This window comes from Photobacterium minamisatsumaniensis, from assembly GCF_050336695.1.
GTDB lineage: Bacteria > Pseudomonadota > Gammaproteobacteria > Enterobacterales > Vibrionaceae > Photobacterium > Photobacterium minamisatsumaniensis.
Genome location: NZ_JAKJSI010000050.1, coordinates 33,385 through 58,124 on the forward strand (window position 1 = coordinate 33,385; position 24,740 = coordinate 58,124).

Sequence of the window (24,740 nt, forward strand, 5' to 3'; positions counted from 1 at the left end):
ATAGGAGCGTTTCATGAGTCCGACAAGTAACCCTCTCAGTGAGAGAATAACAAAGCATTACTCTGAGCTAACTAAGAGTAATCGTCGTTTGGCAGATTACTTGCAGCTTAATCCAGAGAAGATATTGATGTTATCGACTCATGAAATTGCTGAGGCGTGTGACGTTTCTAAAACCAGTGTTAGCCGTTTTATTCGGGTCTTGGGCTATGACAATCATTTATCACTAAGAAGTGAGCTGTTAAATGAACGAGATAAGGGCATGCCTGTGCTCACAGAGCCAATGGATGATAGTGAGCTGCAGCAAGAGCTTCGTTCAATGGAGCAGCTTTGGGCACAACTTGGCGAGAAGGATCTAACCGAAGTAATAGAGAAGCTTGCAAGATCTGAGCGCATCAAAATTATCGGTTATCGAAATAGTTATCCCCTAGCTCTGCATTTTCGACAGCAGTTGATGCAGTGTCGAAATAATGTGGATCTGCTGCCTTTTCCTGGCCAAACTATTGGTGAAGACATTGCAGCGGTGACCTCTAAAGATTTTGTCATCGTTATTGGCATTCGCCGGAGGGTCAACTACTTCGCTGAAATCCTAGAGCAGCTTGCGGAGCACGATACCTTGCTTATCACCGACCAATCGGGACAGAAGTATATCCCAAGCGTGTCTTACTACCTTATTTGCCATATGAGCAACCAAAACCCGTTGGACAGCTATGCTGTGCCAATGAGTTTAATCTCGTATCTAGTCAACAAAACCTACCGCGCTTTAGGTGCGGATGCAGTCAAAGTTAGTAGCAAAATTAGCACTCATTATTCGCAATTGAACGAGCTCGAATAAATTTTAGAGCAGCCTAGAATGAAAATTTAAAAACTGAAAAGAATGGTTTCTGGTAAGCATTAGTTCCATACGACCGTCGTGCAAATGGCTGGCAGATATAAATTTAGCGTAAATTTGAATTGAATCAGTAGGAATGTACAGAGGTTTGATAACGCTACAACAGAGGAAAGGATCTGACATCGCCAGATCCTTTTGACTCTTTCATCTAGCATGAAGTATTTATTTTGTTACTTTAATCAAAATATTCTCAGGTTGCTGGCAATTAGGCTGTTGCCACCCTTAGATATAGGTCATCGTTTTGCTTCTTCTGAATGTCTTTCCATACCATAGGTGCCACAATCAACGTAAGGATTACATTTGAGAGTGGCATTGAAAGCCAAACACCGTTTACACCAATGATTTTTGGTAGAAAATATAAGAATGGTAATTGAATTAGCATATTGCCCACGGAAATTGCTAAGGCTTTACCACCTTGATTGACCGACATAAAATACACTGAAGACAACACAATAAAGCCATCGAGGAACATTGCAAATAAGTGCAGACGAAGACCGTTTACTGTTTCTGCTGCAAGGGCAGGATCACTATTACTGAACAAATTTACCAGTGTATTCGGAAACACATTGAGGAAAATCAGTGATGCAATGCCAGATAGCACGACAACTTTGATAGCAAGTATCAGTGTTGCCCTAATTTTTTTACCCTGACCAGCACCATAGTAATAGCTGACTGGTGGTTGCATGCCACTTGCAATACCTTCGGCAAACAAATAGTACATTGTCATTAAGTAACCCAAAATGGCGAAAGCACCCACATGTACTGCGCTACCATAATCCATAAATAGTTTATTATGAATAGCGACAACGAAGCTGAAGTAAGCGTACATGAATAGGCTAGATGTACCTAAGCCGATAGACTTAGCGGCAATCCCAAGGTTAAATCGCAGCGATGACAAGTTAAGTCTTAACTTTGAGTGTGCCGTAAAAAAATAGCCAATCGCCGTAACAGTAATGCTGATTTGCGCGATGATGGTGGCAATCGCGGCACCTTTCAAGCCCATATCAAGGTGAGCAATGAAAAGATAATCAAGGAAAATATTGATTATTGCACCGGCCACCATCAATGCTGTCGAAAAATTAGGGCTATCGTCATTACGAATAAGCATAGGCAGGGCACCTGCCGCAATCGTAAATACTGCACCCCAAGTGAATACTTCAATGTATGCGTTGCCCATTTCAAGGGGGGCACCTGTCGCACCCTGAGCGATCAGGAGTGATGGCGCTATCATGGTAAGTAGAGCCATGACGAGCAAACCCGCTATCGCGATCAAGATCAGCCCGGTTGATAGCGCTTGTTGTGCCTTGGTTTCGCGGCCTTCACCTTTATATATGGAAATGAGGCTACCAGAGCCCATGCCTACCAATAAACCTAATCCAGCAATAATACCGATAACAGGCCATGCTAAGTTAATACCAGCGAGACCTTCAAAACCAATGTAGTGACCAACAAAAATACCATCAATGACTTGATATAGGCCGTTGACCAACATGGCCGCAACCGATGGAATAGCATAACGCCAGAAAGTCTTACTTATGCTGTCGTTGTTAATAGGGGTTTGAATAGTCTCTTGCATGATTGTCTCTGGTATATGTGATTCTGTGGTGCATTATCTATGTTTTACAGATTGGTTGAAGTTACTATCTATCCGATTTTCGGATGGTATGATGCGTTGAATAAATATATATAAACGGGGCTTCAATGAATTGGACCATCGACCAATTAGATGCGTTTGTAACGGCTGTACAGCAGGGATCGTTCTCTGCTGCCGCAAGGAAATTGGGGAAAGCACAGTCACGAGTTAGTACCGCAATCAATAACCTTGAGTTAGATCTAGGTTTTGAATTGTTTGACCGTAGTGCAAGGCTGCCAGTACTAACGCCAGAAGGCGAAGATATGTATATCGAGGCTCAAGCCGTACTTGCTCAGTGCCAGCGTTTAAATTCACGGGCAATGACCGTCACAACGGGAGAAGAAGTTTCCATCACGGTTGCGATGGAAGAGGCACTACCGATAAGTGCTTTTGAAGCATTGTTTGGCCGAGCTGCTGAAGTGTTTCCAACGCTTAAACTGACAGTATTAAATGGTTCTCAAGACGACATTGCTACATGGGTTGCGACTAAACAGGCCGATATTGGTATCCTTTTCAATGTGAAGCAAATCCCAGATTCATTAGAATTTATGTCAGTGGGGCATTTTCAGCACTCGCTCATTGTTGCACGTAAACACCCTTTAGCAGCACAAAAGGCCCCTACAATTAGTGATCTTAATTGTTATCGGCAACTTGTAATACGCGGCAGAATGGAACATACCCAGGCTACACCTATTTCTTCAAACTATTGGCATATTGACAGCTATTACCTAATAACGGCCATGGTGATAAGAGGTATTGGTTGGGCATTAGTACCAGAGCATGTGGCGAAAGAAAAGTGGTACGCCAGTGAGTTGGTTGAACTGTCTACAGAAGAGGTCCCAGAACCTTTGTGGGTCGAAATTGGGGCTGTAAAGCGACGTGACAAAGGCTGCGGGAAAGTCATGGATTGGTTTTATGAAGAATTAAGTAACATGCTTTAGCCGTACTGACAGAAAGGTGACATTCTTCTGATAGAAAAAACAACGATTTATTGATATTGTCACAATAAATTGCCTGTAGAGGATTTAACCAAGTATGCCTGCTGAGTCAGCTATTAACCACACTCAAAAATCGCCTTGCTCATCATTGCCACTGGTACTTGCTGGGCCAATTCTGCGTAAATGTACAAAAACAGAATTAACCTTGTGGCTGGCGGTGTCAGCACCGTTGGCGGGGACATTTGAACTGTATCGTGGAGGAGAGCACGTAGCTTTTTATCAGGTCGATTTAAGTGATGGTGAACACATCCAGCTCGGTGAACAAGCTTGGGTATACCAAGCTACGTTTAAAGGCGACTTTCCGGTTAATGAAGCGCTTGAATACGAGATAAGAACGAGCGAAGGCTTATTATCAGAGATTGTGCCTGAGCTTTTATATGAGCAAGAAACGCGTCCTCAGTTTGTTATTAATACGCATGCTGATTACGTTATGCATGGGTCTTGCCGTAACCCGCATTATCCAAGTAAAGATAGCCTCGTTGCTGCTGACGATAAAGTTGCGAATCTTCCTTTGTCTGAGCGCCCTTCATTATTAATGATGAGTGGCGACCAGATTTATGCCGATCATGTCGCAGGTCCAATGCTCGATGCAATTCATCAAGTTATTGATGTGCTCGGCTTGTATGATGAGTCTTTCACTGATGCACCGATAAGCTCTGCGTCGGCGTTATATCAGCATCAACATTGCTATTACCACCGCGATAAAATATTGCCACATTACCTTGATGGTGGTGAAGGGGTAATCGACCGTTTTCCTCGTATCGAAGGCTGGTTACGCCGTCGTGTTCCGGTATTTAGTTCAAGGGAGTCCGGTAATCACCTGATCTCGTTAGCTGAATTTATCGCAATGTACTTACTGGTGTGGTCGCCTGAACTTTGGGCGCATGTTAATAGCAACAGGCTAAGGGAAAACCAGTTTACTCATGCCAATAATGCGCTAGAGCCACAGTGGCAGCAATTATGGCTTGATGAAAAAGAGCACATTGACGAGTTTGTGGAAGGATTGCCGAAAGTTCGCCGCTTACTTGCACATTTACCGACTTACATGATTTTTGATGACCATGATGTAACAGATGATTGGAACCTAACCAAAGGCTGGGAGCAAGCTGCCTACGGGCATGATTTCTCAAACCGTATTATTGGTAACGCTTTGATTGGTTATTGGCTGTTCCAAGGCTGGGGTAATGCCCCTGAACATTTTGATCAATGCTTTATTGAACGTGTAAAGCAGGTTTTCATTGAGCCGAGTAGCCAGAATCAAGATGGCTTGATCAGTGAGTTATATCGATTTGAACAATGGCATTATACCATTGAAACAAGCCCTAAAATTCTAGTACTTGATACTCGAACACGTCGCTGGCGTTCAGAATCGAAAATGAATAAACCTTCTGGCTTGATGGATTGGGAAGCACTGACTGAGCTTCAGCAGTCATTACTGAATGAACCTGCTGTGATTATTGTGTCACCCGCACCGATGTTTGGTGTTAAGTTTATCGAGATGCTGCAACGAGGCATGACATGGATAGGGCAACCACTATTAATTGATGCGGAAAACTGGATGGCACATCCGGGTTCTGCCAATACGTTGTTGAGTATTTTTACCCACTCTAAAACACCGACTAACTTTGTGATTCTTTCGGGGGATGTTCATTACTCTTTTGCTTATGACATCAAGCTTCGATTTAGTAAAAGTAGCCCGAATATCTACCAAATTACGTCAAGTGGTATTAAGAATGAGTTCCCCAATGCCTTGTTAAGGGTATGCGATTTCATGGATCGGATACTCTATAGCCCTCGCTCACCATTAAATTGGTTGACGAAGCGTAAACGCCTCAAAATCTATAAGAGAGATCCTGATCTTCACGGTAATCACCGTTTAATAAACCAAAGTGCCATTGGTGAAATTCGCTTAGATGAAGACGGAAAACCAATCGATATTGCTATCTTAACCGCGGAAGGCGAACGCGTTTCCTTTCCACCCATAAAGTAACTTGAAGCTTATGCCTCCAATATTTACGACAAATTATTGATAACTTGGCTATATTTTATAGTCACACCAATAATAAAGTACTAGGAGGCAGAATGGTGGTTAAGCAGGTAGCAATGTTTTTGGGTGTAATGGTGTCTATTTTAGGCACATCATCAGCAGTGGCAAACTGGAGCTTAGATGGGCCAAACTCAACAGTGGGTTTCTCATCGGTAAAGAATGATTCAGTTCTCGAGCAGCATAAATTTCGAAACGTTGCTGGAGCCATTACTGACGAGGGAGATGTAAAACTTTCGATTGACCTAACCAGTGTTGATACCAATATTCAAATACGCGATGAACGTATGAAGAAAGAGCTCTTTGATACAGAAAAGAACCCTCTAACAATGCTTACTGCAAGTGTTGACTCTGAAGCGTTGAAGAACATGATGCCAGGTAAAATCATGACAACGGATGTAGAGTTTGAGCTGGATTTACATGGTGAAACCCAAAAGCTTGCTACGAAAGTGCAGGTTACAGGGCTTGAAAATGGTGGTTTGCAAGTGACAACGTTACAGCCTGTTGAAATTAAATCGGCGGCGTTTGGCTTAGATGTTGGTATTGAAAAGCTGAAAGACATTGCAAAGCTAAACAGCATTTTACTTAGCGTGCCAGTTTCTGCGAATCTAATATTTGTTGCTGAAGAGTAACCCTTATCAAGCTTATGAATAAAGTCGGCCGTTGCCGACTTTTTTGATCAGTGATAGTTTGGTTATTAATTTTAAGCTGTTATTAAACCTTCAGGGATGAAAATGAAAAGTGTACGTTTTGGTTCTGCAGAAATCACGCCTAATAAAATTGTTTGTGTCGGACGTAACTATGTTGCGCATATTCATGAACTTGGCAATGAAATACCGGAAGAAATGGTACTTTTTTTAAAGCCAAACTCAGCCATTTCAGACCAACTGTTAGCAACCCATAATGAAGATGCACTGCATTATGAAGCGGAGCTTTCGTACCTATATCAAGGCGGAAAATTCACTGCGGTAGCGGTAGGATTGGATTTAACCAAGCGAGACGTACAAAGTAAGCTGAAAGCCAAATCATTACCGTGGGAGCGCAGTAAAGCGTTTAATGGCTCGGCATTGTTTACCGATTTTGTACCGTTACCGGAGCAGGGTGAGCTTGGTTTATGCTTATCAATCAATAATGAGTGTGTACAGCAAGGTGGTACATCGTTGATGATTTATTCACCAGAGGTAATTCTAAGTGAAGTATTAAGCTTTATGGCACTCGAAGATGGCGATATTATTATGACTGGTACGCCTGCTGGTGTAGGTAAAGTACCGACTGACGCTGTGTTTGAAGCATCACTAATCTGTGATGAGCAAAGATTACTGAGTCAACAGTGGTTAGTGGGTGCATAATCGATAGGAAGAAGAGCAGTAGATGTTTAATCAAGAGCATGTTGTTAAATTGGCGAATATGAAAATGCCGTTTGGTAAATACAGTGGTAGGGTATTAATAGATTTGCCTGAAGAGTATCTACTGTGGTTTCAAAAGAAAGGCTTTCCAGAAGGAGAGCTGGGTCTGCTAATGGCACTTGCCCTTGAGATGAAGATTGAGGGATTAGAGAGTGTCATACGCCCATTGAGGCTTGATTAAGTGATTTGTGTGACTGTTTGAGAGGGGGAATTGTTGTCCCTCTGCTGACAACAACCTCCCCCCTCAATTTGGTGCCTAGTATTTAAACATGACCGCTAGTTTTCGCCTATGGTTCAATATTTAACGAGTCAAATGGTTGACCGGCAGGGTTTTGCTTACTGTACATATTGCGTAAAACACGCTCTGCATTTTTATTGAATGCCGCACCGTTCCCGAAACCGTCAAAGTGATTATTCATGCCTAGAGCGTGCGCTAGCTCATGCAAACTTACTTCATTGCTCGCAACTGTTGTACAATTTGGGTCAGGATTTGCACTGTCTAAGTTTATCCATGCATATCCGCCACTCCACTTGGTTTTATCGATACCATAATCGTTTCCTATAGCATAAGAAACAATGCTGTTGCTGTATGGTGCCCTTGAAACCGTTCCTGAGCTACAACTCCCTGCTGATGTCCCCTGACTCCAAATAAATCCCCAGTCTGTAGGCAGATCTGAGTAGTCGATATCAAAAAATGGGGTGTCATCAAATTCAAGTGAGATGACTCCTTTTCTATCGAAGAGTTGATATCCAATGATTTCTTCAGCTTTGTTCAAGGCGTATTCAAAACGAGAATCTTTAGAATCCAAATAATAAACAGGTATTAATTCGCCATTATCTCTAAATCGGGTGAGATTAGGGAACTCTGGTGACGAACTACCATCGGCAAAACAATACATCGAAGTACAGTAATCATCTTGGAAATCCTGTGAAACAAGTACACCCCAAGAACCATAGACATTCTGAGTACATGGAGTGGCTTCTGCTAGGTTACTGCACTGAATGAGTGCTGATACTTCGCTATCTGATAGTGTTTTGTCTCCCTCACCACCATCACTATCACCCCCACAACCTGACAACACTCCCAATATAGCGCCGGCTATTATTACTTTTTTCATGACACTTCCACTGTCTAATTCATAAAAATCAATGAATTATCTCGTATAAATGACAGTGCAGCGAGCAAGGTTTTGTTGCAAAATGTTTATTGGAAAGGGTTTTAAGTGGGGCTTGGGTCGTTGTCTAAAAATATGGTTGCCGAGTCTGGTCAAGAAAATGTAACCCATATCTAACTTACCAAAGAAAAGTTGTTAGTGTTGTTGTTTGATAAGAAAGGTGGATCCAATGGAGAGTTGGCCGACTTGCTTAAGTTGTGCCTTGCATTAACAATCGAAGGGTTAGATAACGTGGTTAAATCGCTTAAAGCGGATGTGATTTCTCATGGCAATGATAGCCTTAGAACAGATGTGATGGTTTTTCAAAGATGTATCATCGCTGAACAAAGCCAACACACCTCTGTTCATATAGGTGTTAGCCGAACTGTCTTATTCATTTATGCCCATAGTGAGCTGAACTTTTGTTATGTCTCATTTTTCAGCAATGAAGTTTGACCACTACAGTTCAAAAGCTGAACATTAAAAAATGCTTTTAGTGCTCTTAGATGGTGTTCGTGCTGTACGTCAATGGAAGCACAGTTTCAGCAATACCAGTGCTCCAACAATAACGCGAGTATAGAACATGGAAAGTATAAAACGATTACAATTCATTGAAGTGTGCCTGTTATGGGAAGGTGGTGTGAATGCGAGAATACTACAGGACTATTACAGTATCTCCCGAACGACAGCACAACGCCAAATTGATGATTACAAGACGCACTATCCACAGAATGTTGCAGGTTACGATGGTCAATTAAAACGTCATCTTGTAAGTGACGCATTCATCCCTCAGGTCACACGTGGAAACTTTAATGAGTACCTGTCGTTTTTTGGTACAGCTTATGATGAAGTTTTTGAGACTACAGTCGATAACCCACTGAATATCGAATTACTGCCTACACCTACTCGAAATATTGACCCCAGACTCATTCGTTGCGTGATAAAAGCCTGTAGAGAGCAATTACGCTTAGATATCGGCTATTTCTCAGTCACAAGTGGCGTGAATGAAAGTCGTATTATTAGTCCGCACTCTATCGTATTCGATGGGATTCGTTGGCATACCAGAGCTTGGTGTGAAAGATCTCAATTGTTTAAAGATTTTGTGTTGTCGCGGTTCAACGATGTACCAGTCTTTGAAGCTTCGGCAACACATCTCAAAGCTGATGATAAAGAGTGGAATACACACGTTGAACTCAAACTTCAGCCAGATCCTCGTTTATCTAGTGCAAAGCGCCGCAGCATTGAGTTGGATTACCGTATGACCAATGGCCTGTTGGTCATTCCATGTCGTGCTGCATTGATTAAGTACTTAATTCAGAACTTGCGACTTGATGCCTACAATCAAAACCCGGAAGGGCAACAGATCATTGTTGAGCCACATTGTTGGGTTGCATTAGAACCTTACCGATTTAAAGGTTAACTGTTTAAAAGTTTTACATAGATAAAATTACAGTATTGAGTCTATGGGTCAACGCGTTGATATTACTCATCAGATTCTGTGAAGTGCTGAGTTATTGGAGAGTGAGATGCATACTGAACTGAAACTCAAGCTCGACACGTTTGCCCAACTAAAAAGCAATGTGTCGTGGGATATTTTAACTCGATCTAATTCTGTTTGGGTGTTGGCACTATTATCGTTTTTGTTTGAAAAGAAGCCTCGTATCCAGCGAGAAGAGTTTTATGCTGAGGTGAAAAAGCACCTCAATAAGATGGCTAAGGTATATGAGAACATTCAGTCGGATCACGTCCATTACATTAATGATTGGTTAAATCATGGTTACCTCGCAACCTACCAATACAAGCAAGGGTTAGGTGATGGAGAATACGAGATAGGCTTTACCCGTGAAGCGCAACTTGCGGTGGACTTTGTTCATTCACTGAACAATAAGGATATCATGCTTAATGACAGTTACATGCAAATGTTAATGTCACAGGTACATAAGCTCAATATAACTACATCAGAGGATAAGAGAGAGCGTTTAAGAGACTTAGAAAATCAACAACGCCAGATAAAACGTCAGATAGAAGCACTAGAAGTCGGTGATATTGAAATTGTTGACAATGAAAAAGCGGTGCGAGATTTCAAGACCATTATCCTTTTGCTTGGTAGCTTAGACAGTGACTTTATACAGGTAAGTAATGATGTGCGGGATGTTAACGCTGAAATAATAAAAAAAGTCATCAATCTGGCAGAAGATCAAAACAAAGGTACCATACTAGACTTTACCTTTGACTCTCTTGATGAGCTTTACTCCAAGGCCAGTGGTCGGTCATTTGTCAGTTTTTGGGAAATGATGAAAAACTCGAGATTACAGTCACAGTTTGAAAACGACATTGAATCATTACTGTCAAGACCGTTTATTACGGAAGTGCCACCAGAAGAGCGCAAAGTCTTACAAAACTTGAGTCGCCGTCTCATGACCAAGTGTTTGTCAGTCTCTGATGAGACAGGCGTGGTTTCCAAAACCCTAAGCTCTTTCGTTCGATACCATCAAGACAATACGGTGTTTGCACTGAATCAGAAAATCAAAGATGCGATGAGCACCTTCATAAGTGTAAAAGATAACTTTTCGATTAAAGATGAACTATTGGAAGTCACACTCCCAAAGCTAGAAAAGCGTCAAATAAGCGCTGTAGAACTTTACATGGATACGGGTAGCTTTCCAGAGCCTGATTATTCCAACCCTGCGATGACCTTAGAAGAGGCAAAAAGCCTTATCCTAGAAACTGATATTAACTGGCGTAGGCTAATCTTCACAATTAACACCAGTTTAGCGAACACCTCCGATAAAAAGGTTGGTATCAAACTCTCAGATATAATAGAGAAATACCCTATTGAGCTTGGTCTCGCTAGCTTTATTGGCTATTTGGTTCTTGGTGATAAATACGGAATCATCGATACCTCACAATTTGAACGCATTCCATATGAGTTCATTGGAATTGACAGTGACGCACCAATTAGGAAGTACGCGCGATTACCACTGATTTACTTTACCAGCACTATTACTAGACAAGTTGATGAGGTGTACTGATATGGATAACACAATAGAAATAGATGCTCCTGAACCACAAACACTTGTTTCAGTACCTAAGACAATCGAAACAGAAGAAGTTGAGCATGAGTTAACAACCAGTGAAGATCTAAGGGCTGCTTACCAAGCCTTGTCGCGCGGAATTATCTACGCCGATACACAACAAGCGTTATATACCATTATTTCGAACAATGTGAAGCAGCTGAACGAGCGATTTGAATTTGATGGTGCTCGACTACTCATCAACACAACTTTTAATTTTGCTTATCTCACAACGCTTAAGAATGCGGCTGGCGAGTCACTCCCCAGTCTGCTACGCACTTTAAGACTCAATAAATACGACTCGTACTTGTGGATTTTCTTGCGTAGTGAATTTGATAAGGCAATGCGATTGAGTGGTGAGGCAATAATTCAAGAAAGTGAAATCATTGCTCAGTTAGATCAAATTGAGCCTAGCTCCGTACAGGATAAACGAAAACATGACAGAGCGATGAGCAGTGCGATTACTAAGTCACTCGAAAATGGAGTCCTAAAAAAGCTCAAACTCATGAAAAATGATGAGCAGCGCTACCTTATTCGCCCTTTTATTTCAGTCGCAATTGGTGCTGAGCAAGTGGATACTTTTTTATCCCAGTTTTCCAACAAACAGAATGGTACAGTGGAAGGTGATCCCAATGCTTGATTTATTCCAAATGTACGAAGATGAAAAGTTTTATCTCGACAAGTTCCAAATTTATAACTGGGGTACTTTCAGTGGATACCACAGTTTCAATACATCAAAGCTTGGCACTGTTATTACCGGTCAATCGGGTGCAGGAAAATCGACGATTCTAGATGCGAATTCGGCATTACTAGTCCCATCGGTTAAGCGTCGTTACAACCTAGCCTCAACTAATGATGGGAAGAAGCGTTCCGACCGTAACGATGTGACCTATATGTTAGGTGCATGGAGCAAAAAGGGTGATAACAACAATCAAGAGAAAACACAGTTTCTGCGTACTGCACCAAATTATTCGGTTTTAGCTCAGACCTATAAAAGCGGTGATGGTCGCACGGTGACGATATGCCAACTCATATACCTCAATAAAAAATCGATGACTCAGGATGATATCAAACGCATTTATTTGATCATCAACCGGGATTTCAGCATTAAAGAAATCAAACGTTTTGAGAGCTTAAAACAGCTAAAAGCACTATTTCCACCAGCCAATGATTTTCGCTACCCCGATACACCGACGGAGTACTTCAATCTGCTGCGCGAAGAATTAGGTATTGATTCCGAAAAGGCATTATCACTGCTGCATAAAGCGCAATCGGCAAAAAACCTAGGTAACATCGATGCATTCTTGAAAGATTTCATGATTGATGAACCCGAGACTTATGATGTCGTAAGGCAAATGTCCACACAGTTCATCGACATTAATCAAACCTATGAGCATATTCGCTCACTGGAAAATCAAATAGAGCTACTGGAAGAGATTGATGGTTTTGAGAAAGAACTGGTTAATTTGAAGCTTGATGAGAAAAATGTAACTTCAAATCGCGACTATCGGCAAAGTTACTCTGATCTGCTCAAACGAGAAATATCAAAACGTGTTTCCATTCAGCTTGAAACTGATGTAACGCGCCTTAACGCTGAAATAGTATCTAATCGTGAAACATCAGCTAAGCACGATCAAACACTAATCGATCTAAACGTTGAATATCGGTCTGCGGGTGGCGATGCTATCGCTAAACTAAAAAATACTCAACAAGATATTATCGATTCTCAGCAGGGTATTAAAACTTCACTTGAGCAATTTAAAGGTGCTTTAAAGAAATGTGACATACCGTCTGATATCACTGATGAACAATCTTTCGCTGAAGCTTTAGCAAGCTGTAGGAAAAAGGAACGAGAACTCGAGGGAGTTTCAAAGTCACTGTTTATCGACGCTGGCCACGCGTCGGTAAAGTTGGAGGGGCTTGAAGAGCACAAGGAAAAGGTAGAAACTGATCTCGCACTCATGAAAGATTCAAACTCCATGATTGATGGGCGTGCAGCTCGTATTCGTAACGAAATCTGCAAGCACCTTGGCTTGAATGTTGATGATTTACCATATGCTGCTGAGTATCTGCGCGTTAAAAAAAGTGAGATGCAATGGGCAGGTTCAATAGAGCGTTTGCTTCACAGCTTTAGCTTGACCTTACTAGTAACCGATGAGCACTTTAATGAGGTTACTGAGTTTGTTAACTCTCATCACTTAAAAGGCATCTTGCAATACAATCATGTTGAATCGCTCAACTACCAACACGCTAGTAATCTACACACTGATTCTGTAGTGAACAAGCTCGAATGTAAGTCAGGTGATTTATACAGTTATGTCGCGGCAAAAATTAGTGAGTTATTCGGTGATTACCGCTGCTTTAATGATATCAGCAGTTTCAAAAAAGAGGAAGTCAAGGGACTGACCAAGGAAGGACTTATTCGTCAAGGTGTTCGTCGCTACAGAAAAGATGACCGGTTTAACATCAATGACAGGGGACGGTGGATCCTAGGTTGGAATAACGAAGAAAAGATTGCCTCTTTGCAATCCCGATTATATGACCTTGAAACAAAAATTAAGGATGCGCGACAGAAGGAAGATCAGGCCGCCAAAAGTAATACTTTGAACAACCAATCGATAGTTCTTATGCAGGGGCTTGCCAAGGTTAAGTTCAGTGATATTGACTTACTCGGTGCCTGTAAACGTGCTGATGACTTAGCAAAGCAGATCAACAATCTAGAAAATGGTAACGATAAACTCAAATCTCTTAGTGATTCTATAGAACAGATAGCTAACGAGAAGGAGTCGATTGATCAATTGATAGTTGACTTAACTATTAAGCGAGAAAAGCAAGAAAGTGAAAAAAATAACGTAGAAAACCTTATAACGGAGATCGACAATAAAGCTATCGTTGTTATACCTAACGAAGTTCAATCAGCGCTTTCTGAGTTGTACAGTGTAAATACAGATACAGCGACACTGAGCCTAGTCTCGCAAAAGGATGAAATAGTTAAAGATAGTATACTTGGTTCGCTTAATATCATTAGTGCCAGTATTGGCAAAGTAGAGGGCTCAATTCGACAGCGCTTAGAGCGCTTTGTAAATCGTTTTCCAGAGGTGGAAGCTGAACAAGGACTGAAAGCAGACCTTGTCGAGTTGAACCACTTCCTCAATTACTACGAACGCATCACCAATGAAGATATTGTGCGCTTCAAAAAGAAATTTGAACATTTATTGAATGACACCTTGATTAACCATGTTACAGGACTTCGCAATAAACTAGCGTGGGCGCGTCAGACGATAGAGGGGCGATTAGAGGAAACAAATGAAGCATTGAGCACTGTTGACTACAATAATGGTCGTTACCTCAAAATAGACTTCAATACGATAGTCAATCAAGATGCTGCGCAATGTAAGTTAATGCTAAAACGTGTTACAGAAGACTTAGCTGATATAAGCGATGCAGGTAAAACGCGTCGATTTAACGAAATCAAAGCGTTTATTGATCGCTTCAATTCGAGTGAACCTGCCGACAAAACCTTTATCCAGAATGCACTCGATATTCGAAAGCAAATTAGCTTTTACGCCAAAGAGATCGACCCAGAAAATCCAGAAGATAATGGCCCTATTCATGGTACAGACGGTGAGCTATCGGGAGGCCAAAAAGAGAAGCTTACTGCAACGGTCATGGCAGCAGCTCTTCGTTATCATTTAACAGGTGACAATCGAAATATTCCTACGTTTGCACCAATTGTTCTAGATGAAGCCTTTATCAGGACAGATGCTAACTTCACTAATACAGTTTTGAATGTCTACAAGAAAATGGGTTTTCAATTAATCATTGGAACGCCAAATAAATCTCTAACGGTTATCGAACCATTTGTTGATAACGCGATTAGCATTGGCATTGAGCAAGAGAAGCACTCATACATACGTGAATTGGAAATCGGTTATGACGAGGAAGAGCGTTTTTACATGAAGCAAGGTGAATTATTAACTGATGACTAGCTTTTCGCTGACAAAAAAAATACGCACACAGGATGATCCACTGCATTGGTTACCTGATCTATATCTCGACCTTTTGAACGCTTATTGCACGGACTTATTAACTAATCAACCTTACGTGCTAATAGAACTGTACATGAATGAACGGGAGCTACCAAAGTTCCCTATCATGCCAATGACTACACAAGTTTTTGAGAAGAACATCAATCGGTTAACAGAGTTTTACACTGCGTGGAATGATCATTTTCTTAATGAGTATGCGCAATGGCAAGATAGGTGTTTTCAAAAGTGGGGTAACCAACGCTATCCTAAAGAGTTGAGTTTTGAAAACATCGAAACTCCATTTCAACTAACGGGTTTACTTCCTGATCTTGAACAGTTATTGGATAAGTACAAAGCGCTGTTATTGTTGAATAAGCGCTTGTCACTACTTCCCAAAAAATGTGGTCAGTGGTTTGTCAAAGCTTCAATGATAGATGTTAAACACCTAACAAACACTGTTGAATGGTTTATTGAGAACCCCAATAGCGGCTTGTATATGCGGCAGGTAGATATTGAAGGCGTGCATACCAAGTGGATTGAGCAGAACATTACATCTCTATTTACCGCATTAAAACTAATTAACAATGACGACACAGAATCGAACTTTGAAGCATATACAGGGCTTGTGACACCACCGGCAACTGTGCGCTTTAGACTAATTGGCAGTGAACTCGATGATCTCTTTCATGGTGCAACCGATATCACGATGCCTGTGAAGGATTTAAACATCATTGGTAGCAAGCTTGGCCCTCTCTGTTCTACCATCGTAATACTTGAGAATGAAAAGCCAGGTTTGTACTTCGATAACATAGAGCAGGGGATGTGCATATTTGGTTTAGGTAATGCCGTAACCATTCTTGAGCAGGTCGACTTCATTAGGCAGTGTCCTAATATTTTATATATCGGAGACTTAGATATTGAGGGGCTGTATATATTGAACCGACTGCGTAAACGTATCCCTCAAGTAGAGTCTCGTTACATGAATATACAAACTTTCATTGATAATGATGCATCAGCTGTTACTTATAGGCCTAAATTAACAAATGAGTCATTAGACGCTCTTACAGATACTGAGCGTAAGTTGTTTGATTATCTTAGTGAGATACAAGGTTCTGATTGCAACAATCGACTAGAGCACGAATTTATCAAATTGGCAGATAGATTGCTTTGATAATTAAAGGTTTGTAAAAAGTAGCACCTGAAGCACACACTAAGATGCAATGAATGGTGTGATGGTGTACAGAAAGCACTTTAAGAGTGACTCGTAAAAATTGGCATTTTTTCGGGTTGGTTGAGTTTAGCAATTGCTGTGGCATTGATTGAGTGCGATACAGGTCGGCAGCAGTTCAATCATTCGCAAGACATGAACAAATATGAACCGTTACCCTTAGGTTGAAAAACTAATATGTTCATGTCTATAGACGAGTTACGAAGATTGAGTGATATGTGTGATCACTAAGCGATTATGTCGTACTTTAATTGCCAGGCGGCGCTGTAGTTACTTGAAAAAAGTTGTTAGTGTTATGTTTTCGAAAGCAGGGCTTCCCTGAAGGCGAGCTTGGCACGCTAATGGCGTTGGCTTTAGAGTTTAAAATCGAAGGCTTAGAAAGTGTCATTAGGCCGTTAAGGCGTGATTAAGTAGTTTATGTGGTTGTTGCTTGGGGATAGGGCACTTTGCAGCTGAAGGTATCACTTATAAAGTAATCCGCTGATGGCAGCTAACTTAGAATCGCCCCATTCGGTGTTAGCACTGTCTACTCCTAATGCTGGTAAAGCGTCACTTGACTTAGTTTTATTCATGTCGCTAATCTGTCTGAGCATATGCAACTTGCCACCTCACGAACAGGAAACATGATGGAGCCAATTGTTGTTTCTCCGCCGCTGCGCGGTAAATGGAATGCATTGAACTGCCCTGGAGACCAAATACCTAGTCATGGTACCAATGAGTGGGGGATGACCTACGCTTATGATTTCTATAGGTTAGAAGCGGACGAGAATGGTTCGGTTAGTTGGCATAATCAACCTCGTTGGAAATACTGGCTCGGATTGGTGAGGTTAGGTCACTCATATAGTTGGGGGGAACCCATACATGCTCCGTTTGATGGTGTAGTCCGCGAGGTCGTTACGTCAGTAAAAGAGCGCAGCCGACTACATTATATTCGTGATGTAGGTTTAGCTCTGTTTAATGGCATCTTTTTTTCCTATCAGAAAGGGAAAGTGCATGCACTGACAGGTAACTACCTAATCATTGAGGGCGAGAAATGTTGCGCCCTGATTGCTCATGCCCAGTATGGCTCAATTAAACATGAAGTAGGTAATTTAGTTTGTCGTGGTGAGGTAGTTGCTAGACTAGGCCATTCAGGAAATTCCACAGCACCTCATTTGCATTTCCAACTAATGGATCGAGTTGATATCAGAAATGCCAAAGGGTATCCGTGCGCCTTTGACAAATATTCTATTTATCAGAATCAAACATGGGAGCCTGTTGAGCATGGGGTTCCAAGCAGCACTTACCCGATTAGATTTTCTTGAACCTCGTACTAATGCGTGACAGTTGCTTTTTGGCGTAACAATAAATTGCCATGTAGTTATACATCTATGTTATTTTTGATATGTAACAAAAAAGGCCAGCAAGCAGCAGACCTTTTATTGTGAGTCAATGAACAAGTATGATACTCAATCTCAGCAGTTAGGAACTTACTCAACAGTTATTGATATAATAACCAATCCATTTAATTCGACTTGTTAGCCGCTAAAATATTGTTTGAACTCATCGTTTGGTTCTCTATCTGAGTAGATATAAACAGAATTCCCAATTGGATCTACAACTGAAAAGCCTCTGTCTCCCCAAGGGTGGTCTTCAAGTGGCATGATGATGTTTAAGCCAGCATCTATAAGGCGAGCATGTTCATTGTCGACATCAGTAACATTAAAGTTCAGCATTACACCTTTACCTTGAAAGGTTGGCATGTTTTTTTGTGGCTGAATAAAGCAAAGTTCGGTGCCATCTTGGCCGATTTTAAGTATGACGTACCAGCCACAATCAAATGTTATTTGGGCTCCAAAGTACTTAACGTAGAACTCACGGCAAGAATCAACTTCAGTTGTACAAAAACATGTTGAAGATTTATTTGTTTTCATATGCTTTCCTTATTCCTCAAGATAAAACTTGAACACATTATATGTGCAACCTGTTTTACCCTCTCTTAATATTCGGTAAGCAAAGGTAACCGTGATACGAAATTCTCTCACTTAATAATCAGGAGGAGTAGTCGCCGGTTTTTGATAAAGACGGTCACACCCTGTACGAAATACTATTCCAGCACTGATCTACTTACATAAATCTAGCCCTACAAAGATTAGGGAAGTCAGTTTTGGTATAACTGAAGTAATTTATGCTTTGATAAATTAACGAGTCCTTTAGCTCTGTATTGTCCAGTGACGTGCGTAACACAACTTTGCCCCTTTTCTTGTTATAGCTAGTTTTACATTAAATTCATGAGGGATTTTTATGCCTACTTTTTCTCATGAGTTTAGCGTTCTTGTCGGGTGATAAATATAATCTATGGGACGGATTTATAGTGGACTAGCATTGAGTTCCTACATGTATAGCGAAAAAACTGTTTCGACTCATTTAAGCTTCAAATTGTGATCGATGAAAAATTATCATAGTTGTTTTATCACTTTGGTTTCCGCATCATCAAAAGTGGTTTGAAATGTTAGCTATGAGAGGTTTACAGCAGGATGACTAAAAATCACATGCTAAGGAAGGTTATCGTATTAACAATCCCAATTATATTCATTTCATCGTTTATCATTCCTTCGACTGAGCTTGGTCGAAAAGCAATCAACTTAGTGTTTATAGATCATAGGTTGGTATCTCTTGAGTTCATGACGGTCATGCGAAACAATGATAAGCAAACATTTGATAAATTAATGAAAAATCACCTAAACCAATATGGACGATATGGGTTGCTTGACTTGCATATATTATTGGGAAGGTATGTGTTTGAGGGTTATGAATTTAGTAGTAAAGACATTAGCCATATTCGTGAATTATGTATTAAAGGAGAAGAGGTAGCTTGTCCATTAGGTTACGTATATGAAAGTGGCTATATGTACAATGCCAAATTTGAACCAAAGCTAAATAATTATGATCTATTGTATAAAGACACTCCTGATCATCAAATATATAATTTGCCATTCTCCGATGGTGTATCGCATGTTTTGACTATGATTCATGGGGTTGCTTGTCCGGCAAGAAGAGGAGTTAGCGCTGAGTGCCCAGTAACCAATAATGTTCATCTAGTGAAACAGATAAATCAATACTATTCAAAGAATGGAGAAAAACCTGCTCACTTTAACTACATGGTAAATTAACCATGGTGGTTTTCCATTAGCTAAAGTTATTCATCACTTCCTAAATTAGTCAAATCACTGACTCAGTTTTGTCCAAAAACGAGTTTGAGATCGTTTGGTAGTTAATGTGATCACCAAGCGATTCTGTCGTATCTTAATTACCAAGCGACTTTGTCATTACGTTAACTACCGAGGGAATTTGACGGGACTCAATTAGCTTACCTTTTAAAGTAATCAATGGAGCTTTAGAAGGTGTTAAGGATGTTCTATATGGATTCAAAATCCCAATTTACTGTCGATATCATCAGCAAAGTTATCGATGGCAAGATCACCATCAATAGTGCCACAACCTTGCTCAACAAATCTCGTCGAACCATTGAGCGTTACCTAAGTCGTTACCGTACAGAAGGCCTTCGGTTCGTGATTCATGGCAATAGAGGTCGCTCTCCAGCCAATAAAATTCCTGAGTCGCTCAAGAAGGAAGTTCAAGGCCTCATTCAAACCAAGTACTTCGATTTCAATCTTCAGCATCTTTCCGAGCTTCTAGAAAAGAATGAGGGGATCGCCATTAAGCGTGAAACTTTACGCTCTTGGGCCCACGATATTCATCATGTTAAACGTGCGAAGCGACGTAGACGTCGAGTAAGAAAATATAGAGAGCGTATGGAGTTGCCAGGATTAATGCTTCAAATGGATGGGAGTCCTCATCGCTGGTTTGGGGATGAGAAATCTTGTTTGATAGCGATGATTGATGATGCCACCAGTGATATTCATGCTCAGTTTTTCCCCTCTGAGACCACCGAAGGCTGTATGAGGGTGATGAGAGCTTATATTGAGAAACGAGGGGTATTTAAGACGCTCTACGTCGATAGAGCGGGTATCTTCGGTGGTCCCAAGCGAAGCAACTTCTCCCAGATGCAACGAGCTTGTGAAGAGCTCGGTATTGAAATTATCTTTGCTAACTCACCACAAGGAAAGGGACGCATTGAACGCTCATTCGATACCTTCCAAGATAGGCTGGTACCAGAACTACGATTACACAACATTACCGATATGGAGGGCGCGAATCGGTATTTACAAGAAGAGTTTATACCAAATTATTGGGATAAAAAGGTTCGAGTTCAGCCTAAAAGTGCACGTTCTGCCTTTAAGCGCTTACCCCCTGATTTAGATATGAGCAGTATATGCGTACAGAAAGAATACCGAACAATACGACGTGATCATACGTTTGGCTTTGATAACAAAAGGTATGTTATCGATTCGCCTATCCGCTACTCCATTGAGAATCAAAAAGTAGAGATCCGATGCCAGTTCGATGGCACATTCTCCGCTTATTTTGGCCATCGTCGGCTAGATATTACAGAGCTAGTAGAGCCTCGTAAATGCAGTGAATACGGCAAAGAGGTTCAGCGGAAAATAGAAGCATTAGAGCTAGTTGAACAGCTGGGTAGTATATCGAAAGCAGCCCGTATCCTTGGTTGTTCCCGCCAATCCCTTTACACCTATCAGAAGATAATGGCAGAGGAAGGGCCGATAGGCCTGAAGCGAATCAATAAGCCCCTCAAACGCAGTAAGAACCGTATACCAGAGCACGCAGAAGACAAGATTATCGAGCTGACGCTGTTGAACCCTCATGCGACATTAATGCAACTGATGAAAGAGTTAAAAGAACACGACATCACCGTGAGTATCGGCACGATTAAAAACATCTGGAAGGAAGAAAAACTCAGCACCAGAGAGCTTAGGATCAAAAAATCACAATCACTGAATATCGACGTGTAAGGCGAGAAATATCAATCCTGACTAGAATGTAAGAGCATGACAGAATCGATTGGTACTTATCCCGTCAAGTTCCCTCAGTAATGACAGATCGTTTGGTAGTTAATTCGGTTGGCGTGAAATGTCATTAGATCTAAACAGTCAACAGGACAAATTTTTGCCTGTAACGCCTCCTTAGGTTAGGGAATTAAATGCGCTAGCCGCCAGTCTTAAAGTCATTCGTACAAACTGGAGTTTTTCTCTGCCGTTTTGTTCATTCTGTAATAGAATACACGCAATTAACTCTCTTTCTTATTGATAAGGAATGCTATGAGCATCCAGAATGCACAATCAGACGATGTAGTGATTGTCAGTAATTCTTCCGACAACCCTTTCGCGATCGATGTCGCATATGCTATGGGCCAGGAGGAAGATATCTCCGATGTAATCAGCATGAAGCACTTCATGAATACTGAGTTTTGCCCACGCTTTATCTCAGATGAAAATGACATGGAGAATATCGGCAATAGCTTAGAAGGAAAGATTGTTGTCATTGTAAGCACCGGTAATCTGATTACAAGCCGCCAGGAATTGGCCATGCACAACTTCATCATTGCGCGTGCGGCCAAAGAAAACGGTGCTAGCCGTGTGGTATTGGTTGAGCCAGATTTATTTTTCTCAGCTCAAGATCGAGGCCCTCGTGCAGATTTGGGGGATACTCAGACTGAGCGAGATACAGCCGACATTAAGAAGTTTGATGGCCAACCTTTTACTTCTAAACTCTATGCTCAGATGCTGAAGCTTGCTGGGGTTGATGATGTAGTGACGGTGCATAACCATTCTGTTTCCGTACAGAAGATGTTTAGCGAAGTGTTCGAAGGCCGTTTCTTCAACCTCATTCCTTACAAGATTTACGCTCACTACTTGCTGAGTTCAAATATATTGAGTTACGGACCAGAAGGCGAAGGTCTCGTTCTCTGTGCGCCCGACAAAGGGGCTCGCGACTTCGTAAAAGAGATGTACAACACGCTTGGTTTACCCAAGGCTAAGTTCATTATGTTAGACAAAGAACGTACTGCTGAACGTAAGGTAGAAATCACTCTTCACAAAGAAAGTGAAGACACATTCGAGGGCCTGAACAACCCGAGTATCGTTTTGTTTGACGATATGGTTCGAACCGGCTCAACAGTTGTAAAATCTTGTCAGTTCCTTCAGCAGTTAAAACCCGAGCGCATGGTATTCACTGTCTCACATTTCTACGCAAGTACTGAAGGTCGCGAGCGTATGTCTAACCCTGCTCTGGGTGAGATTCTGACACTAAACACAATGCCAACCATCCTGAACCGTGATGAGCAAGGTCGTTTACGCAAGAAAATTGTTGTACTGAAAATTGAGAAGTTTTTGGCTCAAGAGCTGTGCAAGATCTTGAAGATACCACAGCGCTCTGAAGAGACTAACCCTTACAAAATTGACATGTCATCGAAGAACCCTCGCTTCCAGCGTAAAATTTGGTTCTCTGATCAACTGTCCGAATTGTAGTCGTTGATATAGCCATCACCTAACGTTAAGCCTCCTGTTTAGAGTGACGACTAAGGTAGAGGTTGCAATAGTATTTACCCCGAAACGTGTCATTAGGCCGTTAAGGCGGGGCTAGTACTTAACGCTGAAGTGATTTTTAATCGTAGTAAGCCCATCACCAGTGGCGATGGGCTTTAAATTAGCGGAATTTTATGAGATTTTTTGCCAGATTAGGTTATCGATAGACGTTTTACCTGAACCCGCGAAAACGAAGAAAGTAAATATGGATAGTAAGGTCCATTGGTATTCAAGGCCTCCATTCATTGAATTCAATCCTGCACTAAATCCACCCAATGTGATAATGGCAATTACCATGCAAGATGCTAAACCAAGTGCGGCTAGTCGTGTTACTAAGCCAAGCATCAATGCTAAACCGCCGAAAAACTCTGTATATGCAGCAAGGTAAGCACTAAGTACAGGGAACGGTATTTCTTTCATTTCTAAGAATGGAACTAACCCCATAGGATTAATCACTTTATGATATCCATGGTACAGCATGATAAAGCCAACCATTAATCGAAAAATAAGTTCGAAGTGATTATTATCAGAAATTTTAAACAGTGGTTTTATTTGTGATAGTTTCATTATTTAAATCCTTTTTTAATTTTTTAATTTTTTAGAATGAGTATTCCATACCGAAGACGTGGGTATCTTCAATGGTATTACTATCACCACCATCTGAGACGCGGCCTTCAATAAATAATGTTAAGTCTGGTGAAAGCGTTAATACATTGTAATGAACGCCATAGCCGACAAAGCGTTCGTTTTCGTTACCCCAGTTACCGTATATTTGGGCGTGGTGCAGTACGAATTTTAAACTGTCATTGAATGTGTATTCTGCAGCAACATCCCAAGTGTATTTGTTAAGGTCTGCATTTTTTCCATTATCATTGAGGTCAGACTTTGCGATGGTTGCACCAATGTACCACTGCCCGTAGCGATAATTAGCGCCAATATTATGTGTTGCATCGCCTTTATCTTTATATAGGTCTCCATTTGGTCCATATAACCCAGCATCATGATATGAGTAACCTATGCCAAAGCCTTCTCCGAAAAATGGTGAGGTACCATATGTAATCGTGAAAGCGTTACCGTCAGTGGTAAAGGCATCATCTTTATAGTCAAAATCACGTGTTGAATCAGAAAGTTGAGTTGAGGCAACAAAACCCCATTTACCAAATTGATTTTTATAAAGTAACGTATCACTGTTACGCCATGCCGCTTGGCCTGCAAGTACATCTTGGAAGCCTAAATATTTCATTTTTAAGATAGGCATGTGGACATAAGTCGCTCCCCAGTCTTTACCAAACCACAGATTACCTAGTTCAGCATGCTCAATTCCGATATATTCATAGCGCTTTCTTATCTTCCCATTTTTTATTTCGGTGCCTTCTTTTAGGTTAAGGAAGTTCAGGTCATATTCCATTCGACCAAAAAGATACCAACCATCGGTAATTTCATAATTGGCTAAGCCATTGAGTCTTACCTTTGCTTCAATAGGGTTTCCATCTTTAGAGCCTTCAGCAAGAGGGCCGCCATTAGTCTGATACGCGCCAACGAGCCCTAATACTCTTATATGGTCATTAATTTCAAAAGCATTAACTGATACGCTAGAGCATAAGATAGCTAGCGAAAGATACTTCTTCATTTCGTCCTCGATAAAAAATATTTGTAGAAATAGATAATTAAAATTTAATGGTTATTATATTTATGACGTTATAATAGACTTATGTTTTTATGTGAGTGCGTTTAGATGCGTCTTTTATATTTATGTATTTATTGGATAGGTGAATAAACACAACTCATTCACCTATATTGC

Annotated in this window: 21 protein-coding genes and 1 pseudogene; 17 read left to right on the forward strand and 5 right to left on the reverse strand. The window is 41.1% G+C overall.

Annotation, left to right across the window (positions count from 1 at the left end):
• Positions 1-13 precede the first annotated feature (13 nt).
• A complete protein-coding gene (locus L4D78_RS23630) occupies positions 14-832 on the forward strand; it encodes a MurR/RpiR family transcriptional regulator (RefSeq protein WP_428469199.1) in 819 nt (272 codons plus the stop codon).
• A gap of 262 nt (positions 833-1,094) precedes the next feature.
• Here L4D78_RS23630 and L4D78_RS23635 read toward each other — a convergent pair whose 3' ends face one another.
• The gene (locus tag L4D78_RS23635) at positions 1,095-2,465 is read right to left on the reverse strand and encodes an MATE family efflux transporter (RefSeq protein ID WP_428469200.1); all 1,371 of its coding nucleotides are present in this window, start codon (positions 2,463-2,465) and stop codon (positions 1,095-1,097) included.
• A gap of 125 nt (positions 2,466-2,590) precedes the next feature.
• Between L4D78_RS23635 and L4D78_RS23640 the strand changes: the two genes are divergently transcribed.
• The 5 genes from L4D78_RS23640 to L4D78_RS23660 all read left to right on the forward strand — a co-directional run bounded on the left by L4D78_RS23640 (position 2,591) and on the right by L4D78_RS23660 (position 7,151).
• A complete protein-coding gene (locus L4D78_RS23640) occupies positions 2,591-3,463 on the forward strand; it encodes a LysR family transcriptional regulator (RefSeq protein ID WP_428469201.1) in 873 nt (290 codons plus the stop codon).
• 94 nt (positions 3,464-3,557) lie between these two features.
• Positions 3,558-5,510: an alkaline phosphatase D family protein gene (locus tag L4D78_RS23645; RefSeq protein ID WP_428469202.1), complete on the forward strand. Its 1,953-nt coding sequence runs from the start codon at positions 3,558-3,560 to the stop codon at positions 5,508-5,510.
• Between the two features lie 92 nt (positions 5,511-5,602).
• Entirely contained in the window at positions 5,603-6,196 is a 594-nt protein-coding gene (locus L4D78_RS23650; RefSeq protein ID WP_428469203.1) for a YceI family protein, read from the forward strand.
• 102 nt (positions 6,197-6,298) lie between these two features.
• Positions 6,299-6,913 (forward strand): fumarylacetoacetate hydrolase family protein, encoded by a 615-nt coding sequence (locus L4D78_RS23655; protein ID WP_428469204.1) that lies wholly within the window; start codon positions 6,299-6,301, stop codon positions 6,911-6,913.
• A gap of 22 nt (positions 6,914-6,935) precedes the next feature.
• Positions 6,936-7,151: a DUF3820 family protein gene (locus L4D78_RS23660; protein WP_428469205.1), complete on the forward strand. Its 216-nt coding sequence runs from the start codon at positions 6,936-6,938 to the stop codon at positions 7,149-7,151.
• Between the two features lie 106 nt (positions 7,152-7,257).
• On the opposite strand, the gene L4D78_RS23665 is transcribed toward L4D78_RS23660, so the two are convergent.
• Entirely contained in the window at positions 7,258-8,088 is an 831-nt protein-coding gene (locus tag L4D78_RS23665; protein WP_428469206.1) for a hypothetical protein, read from the reverse strand.
• A 195-nt stretch (positions 8,089-8,283) separates the two neighbouring features.
• On the opposite strand from L4D78_RS23665, the gene L4D78_RS23670 reads away from it, so the two are divergent.
• From L4D78_RS23670 to L4D78_RS23705, 8 genes and pseudogenes are all read left to right on the forward strand, one after another.
• Entirely contained in the window at positions 8,284-8,580 is a 297-nt protein-coding gene (locus L4D78_RS23670; RefSeq protein ID WP_428469221.1) for a hypothetical protein, read from the forward strand.
• 127 nt (positions 8,581-8,707) lie between these two features.
• Entirely contained in the window at positions 8,708-9,544 is an 837-nt protein-coding gene (locus L4D78_RS23675; RefSeq protein ID WP_428469207.1) for a BrxR family transcriptional regulator, read from the forward strand.
• Positions 9,545-9,650: 106 nt separating this feature from the next.
• A complete protein-coding gene (locus L4D78_RS23680; RefSeq protein ID WP_428469208.1) occupies positions 9,651-11,156 on the forward strand; it encodes a DUF3375 family protein in 1,506 nt (501 codons plus the stop codon).
• 1 nt (position 11,157) lies between these two features.
• Entirely contained in the window at positions 11,158-11,838 is a 681-nt protein-coding gene (locus tag L4D78_RS23685) for a DUF4194 domain-containing protein (RefSeq protein ID WP_428469209.1), read from the forward strand.
• The gene (locus tag L4D78_RS23690) at positions 11,831-15,187 is read left to right on the forward strand and encodes an ATP-binding protein (RefSeq protein WP_428469210.1); all 3,357 of its coding nucleotides are present in this window, start codon (positions 11,831-11,833) and stop codon (positions 15,185-15,187) included. Before L4D78_RS23685 ends, L4D78_RS23690 begins: the two co-directional genes overlap by 8 nt.
• Before the next feature lie 133 nt (positions 15,188-15,320).
• Positions 15,321-16,397: a Wadjet anti-phage system protein JetD domain-containing protein gene (locus tag L4D78_RS23695; protein WP_428469211.1), complete on the forward strand. Its 1,077-nt coding sequence runs from the start codon at positions 15,321-15,323 to the stop codon at positions 16,395-16,397.
• Positions 16,398-16,744: 347 nt separating this feature from the next.
• Positions 16,745-16,864, forward strand: a pseudogene (locus L4D78_RS23700) (putative quorum-sensing-regulated virulence factor); the annotation flags it as partial.
• A 213-nt stretch (positions 16,865-17,077) separates the two neighbouring features.
• Positions 17,078-17,758 carry a M23 family metallopeptidase gene (locus L4D78_RS23705; protein WP_428469212.1) on the forward strand — a complete coding sequence of 227 codons (681 nt, stop codon included), beginning with the start codon at positions 17,078-17,080 and terminating at the stop codon, positions 17,756-17,758.
• Positions 17,759-17,971: 213 nt separating this feature from the next.
• On the opposite strand, the gene L4D78_RS23710 is transcribed toward L4D78_RS23705, so the two are convergent.
• Positions 17,972-18,367, reverse strand: a complete 396-nt coding sequence (locus L4D78_RS23710; RefSeq protein ID WP_428469213.1) for a VOC family protein — start codon at positions 18,365-18,367, stop codon at positions 17,972-17,974.
• A gap of 603 nt (positions 18,368-18,970) precedes the next feature.
• Here L4D78_RS23710 and L4D78_RS23715 point away from each other — a divergent pair.
• From L4D78_RS23715 to L4D78_RS23725, 3 genes are all read left to right on the forward strand, one after another.
• Complete coding sequence (locus tag L4D78_RS23715; protein ID WP_428469214.1) at positions 18,971-19,606, forward strand: hypothetical protein; 636 nt, start codon at positions 18,971-18,973, stop codon at positions 19,604-19,606.
• 240 nt (positions 19,607-19,846) lie between these two features.
• Positions 19,847-21,367, forward strand: coding sequence for an ISNCY family transposase (locus L4D78_RS23720; RefSeq protein WP_428469215.1), 1,521 nt, complete (start codon positions 19,847-19,849; stop codon positions 21,365-21,367).
• A gap of 306 nt (positions 21,368-21,673) precedes the next feature.
• Positions 21,674-22,882, forward strand: coding sequence for a phosphoribosyltransferase family protein (locus tag L4D78_RS23725; RefSeq protein ID WP_428469216.1), 1,209 nt, complete (start codon positions 21,674-21,676; stop codon positions 22,880-22,882).
• A 189-nt stretch (positions 22,883-23,071) separates the two neighbouring features.
• Here L4D78_RS23725 and L4D78_RS23730 read toward each other — a convergent pair whose 3' ends face one another.
• Positions 23,072-23,506 carry a DoxX family protein gene (locus L4D78_RS23730; protein WP_428469217.1) on the reverse strand — a complete coding sequence of 145 codons (435 nt, stop codon included), beginning with the start codon at positions 23,504-23,506 and terminating at the stop codon, positions 23,072-23,074.
• Between the two features lie 31 nt (positions 23,507-23,537).
• The gene (locus L4D78_RS23735) at positions 23,538-24,569 is read right to left on the reverse strand and encodes a porin (RefSeq protein WP_428469218.1); all 1,032 of its coding nucleotides are present in this window, start codon (positions 24,567-24,569) and stop codon (positions 23,538-23,540) included.
• Positions 24,570-24,740 lie beyond the last annotated feature (171 nt).

Coding starts and splice junctions, on each gene's coding strand:
- L4D78_RS23630 (WP_428469199.1), top strand. CDS start 14: ATGAGTCCGACAAGTAACCCTCTCAGTGAGAGAATAACAAAGCATTAC.
- L4D78_RS23635 (WP_428469200.1), bottom strand. CDS start 2,465: ATGCAAGAGACTATTCAAACCCCTATTAACAACGACAGCATAAGTAAG.
- L4D78_RS23640 (WP_428469201.1), top strand. CDS start 2,591: ATGAATTGGACCATCGACCAATTAGATGCGTTTGTAACGGCTGTACAG.
- L4D78_RS23645 (WP_428469202.1), top strand. CDS start 3,558: ATGCCTGCTGAGTCAGCTATTAACCACACTCAAAAATCGCCTTGCTCA.
- L4D78_RS23650 (WP_428469203.1), top strand. CDS start 5,603: ATGGTGGTTAAGCAGGTAGCAATGTTTTTGGGTGTAATGGTGTCTATT.
- L4D78_RS23655 (WP_428469204.1), top strand. CDS start 6,299: ATGAAAAGTGTACGTTTTGGTTCTGCAGAAATCACGCCTAATAAAATT.
- L4D78_RS23660 (WP_428469205.1), top strand. CDS start 6,936: ATGTTTAATCAAGAGCATGTTGTTAAATTGGCGAATATGAAAATGCCG.
- L4D78_RS23665 (WP_428469206.1), bottom strand. CDS start 8,088: ATGAAAAAAGTAATAATAGCCGGCGCTATATTGGGAGTGTTGTCAGGT.
- L4D78_RS23675 (WP_428469207.1), top strand. CDS start 8,708: ATGGAAAGTATAAAACGATTACAATTCATTGAAGTGTGCCTGTTATGG.
- L4D78_RS23680 (WP_428469208.1), top strand. CDS start 9,651: ATGCATACTGAACTGAAACTCAAGCTCGACACGTTTGCCCAACTAAAA.
- L4D78_RS23685 (WP_428469209.1), top strand. CDS start 11,158: ATGGATAACACAATAGAAATAGATGCTCCTGAACCACAAACACTTGTT.
- L4D78_RS23690 (WP_428469210.1), top strand. CDS start 11,831: ATGCTTGATTTATTCCAAATGTACGAAGATGAAAAGTTTTATCTCGAC.
- L4D78_RS23695 (WP_428469211.1), top strand. CDS start 15,321: ATGAATGAACGGGAGCTACCAAAGTTCCCTATCATGCCAATGACTACA.
- L4D78_RS23705 (WP_428469212.1), top strand. CDS start 17,078: ATGATGGAGCCAATTGTTGTTTCTCCGCCGCTGCGCGGTAAATGGAAT.
- L4D78_RS23710 (WP_428469213.1), bottom strand. CDS start 18,367: ATGAAAACAAATAAATCTTCAACATGTTTTTGTACAACTGAAGTTGAT.
- L4D78_RS23715 (WP_428469214.1), top strand. CDS start 18,971: ATGACTAAAAATCACATGCTAAGGAAGGTTATCGTATTAACAATCCCA.
- L4D78_RS23720 (WP_428469215.1), top strand. CDS start 19,847: ATGTTCTATATGGATTCAAAATCCCAATTTACTGTCGATATCATCAGC.
- L4D78_RS23725 (WP_428469216.1), top strand. CDS start 21,674: ATGAGCATCCAGAATGCACAATCAGACGATGTAGTGATTGTCAGTAAT.
- L4D78_RS23730 (WP_428469217.1), bottom strand. CDS start 23,506: ATGAAACTATCACAAATAAAACCACTGTTTAAAATTTCTGATAATAAT.
- L4D78_RS23735 (WP_428469218.1), bottom strand. CDS start 24,569: ATGAAGAAGTATCTTTCGCTAGCTATCTTATGCTCTAGCGTATCAGTT.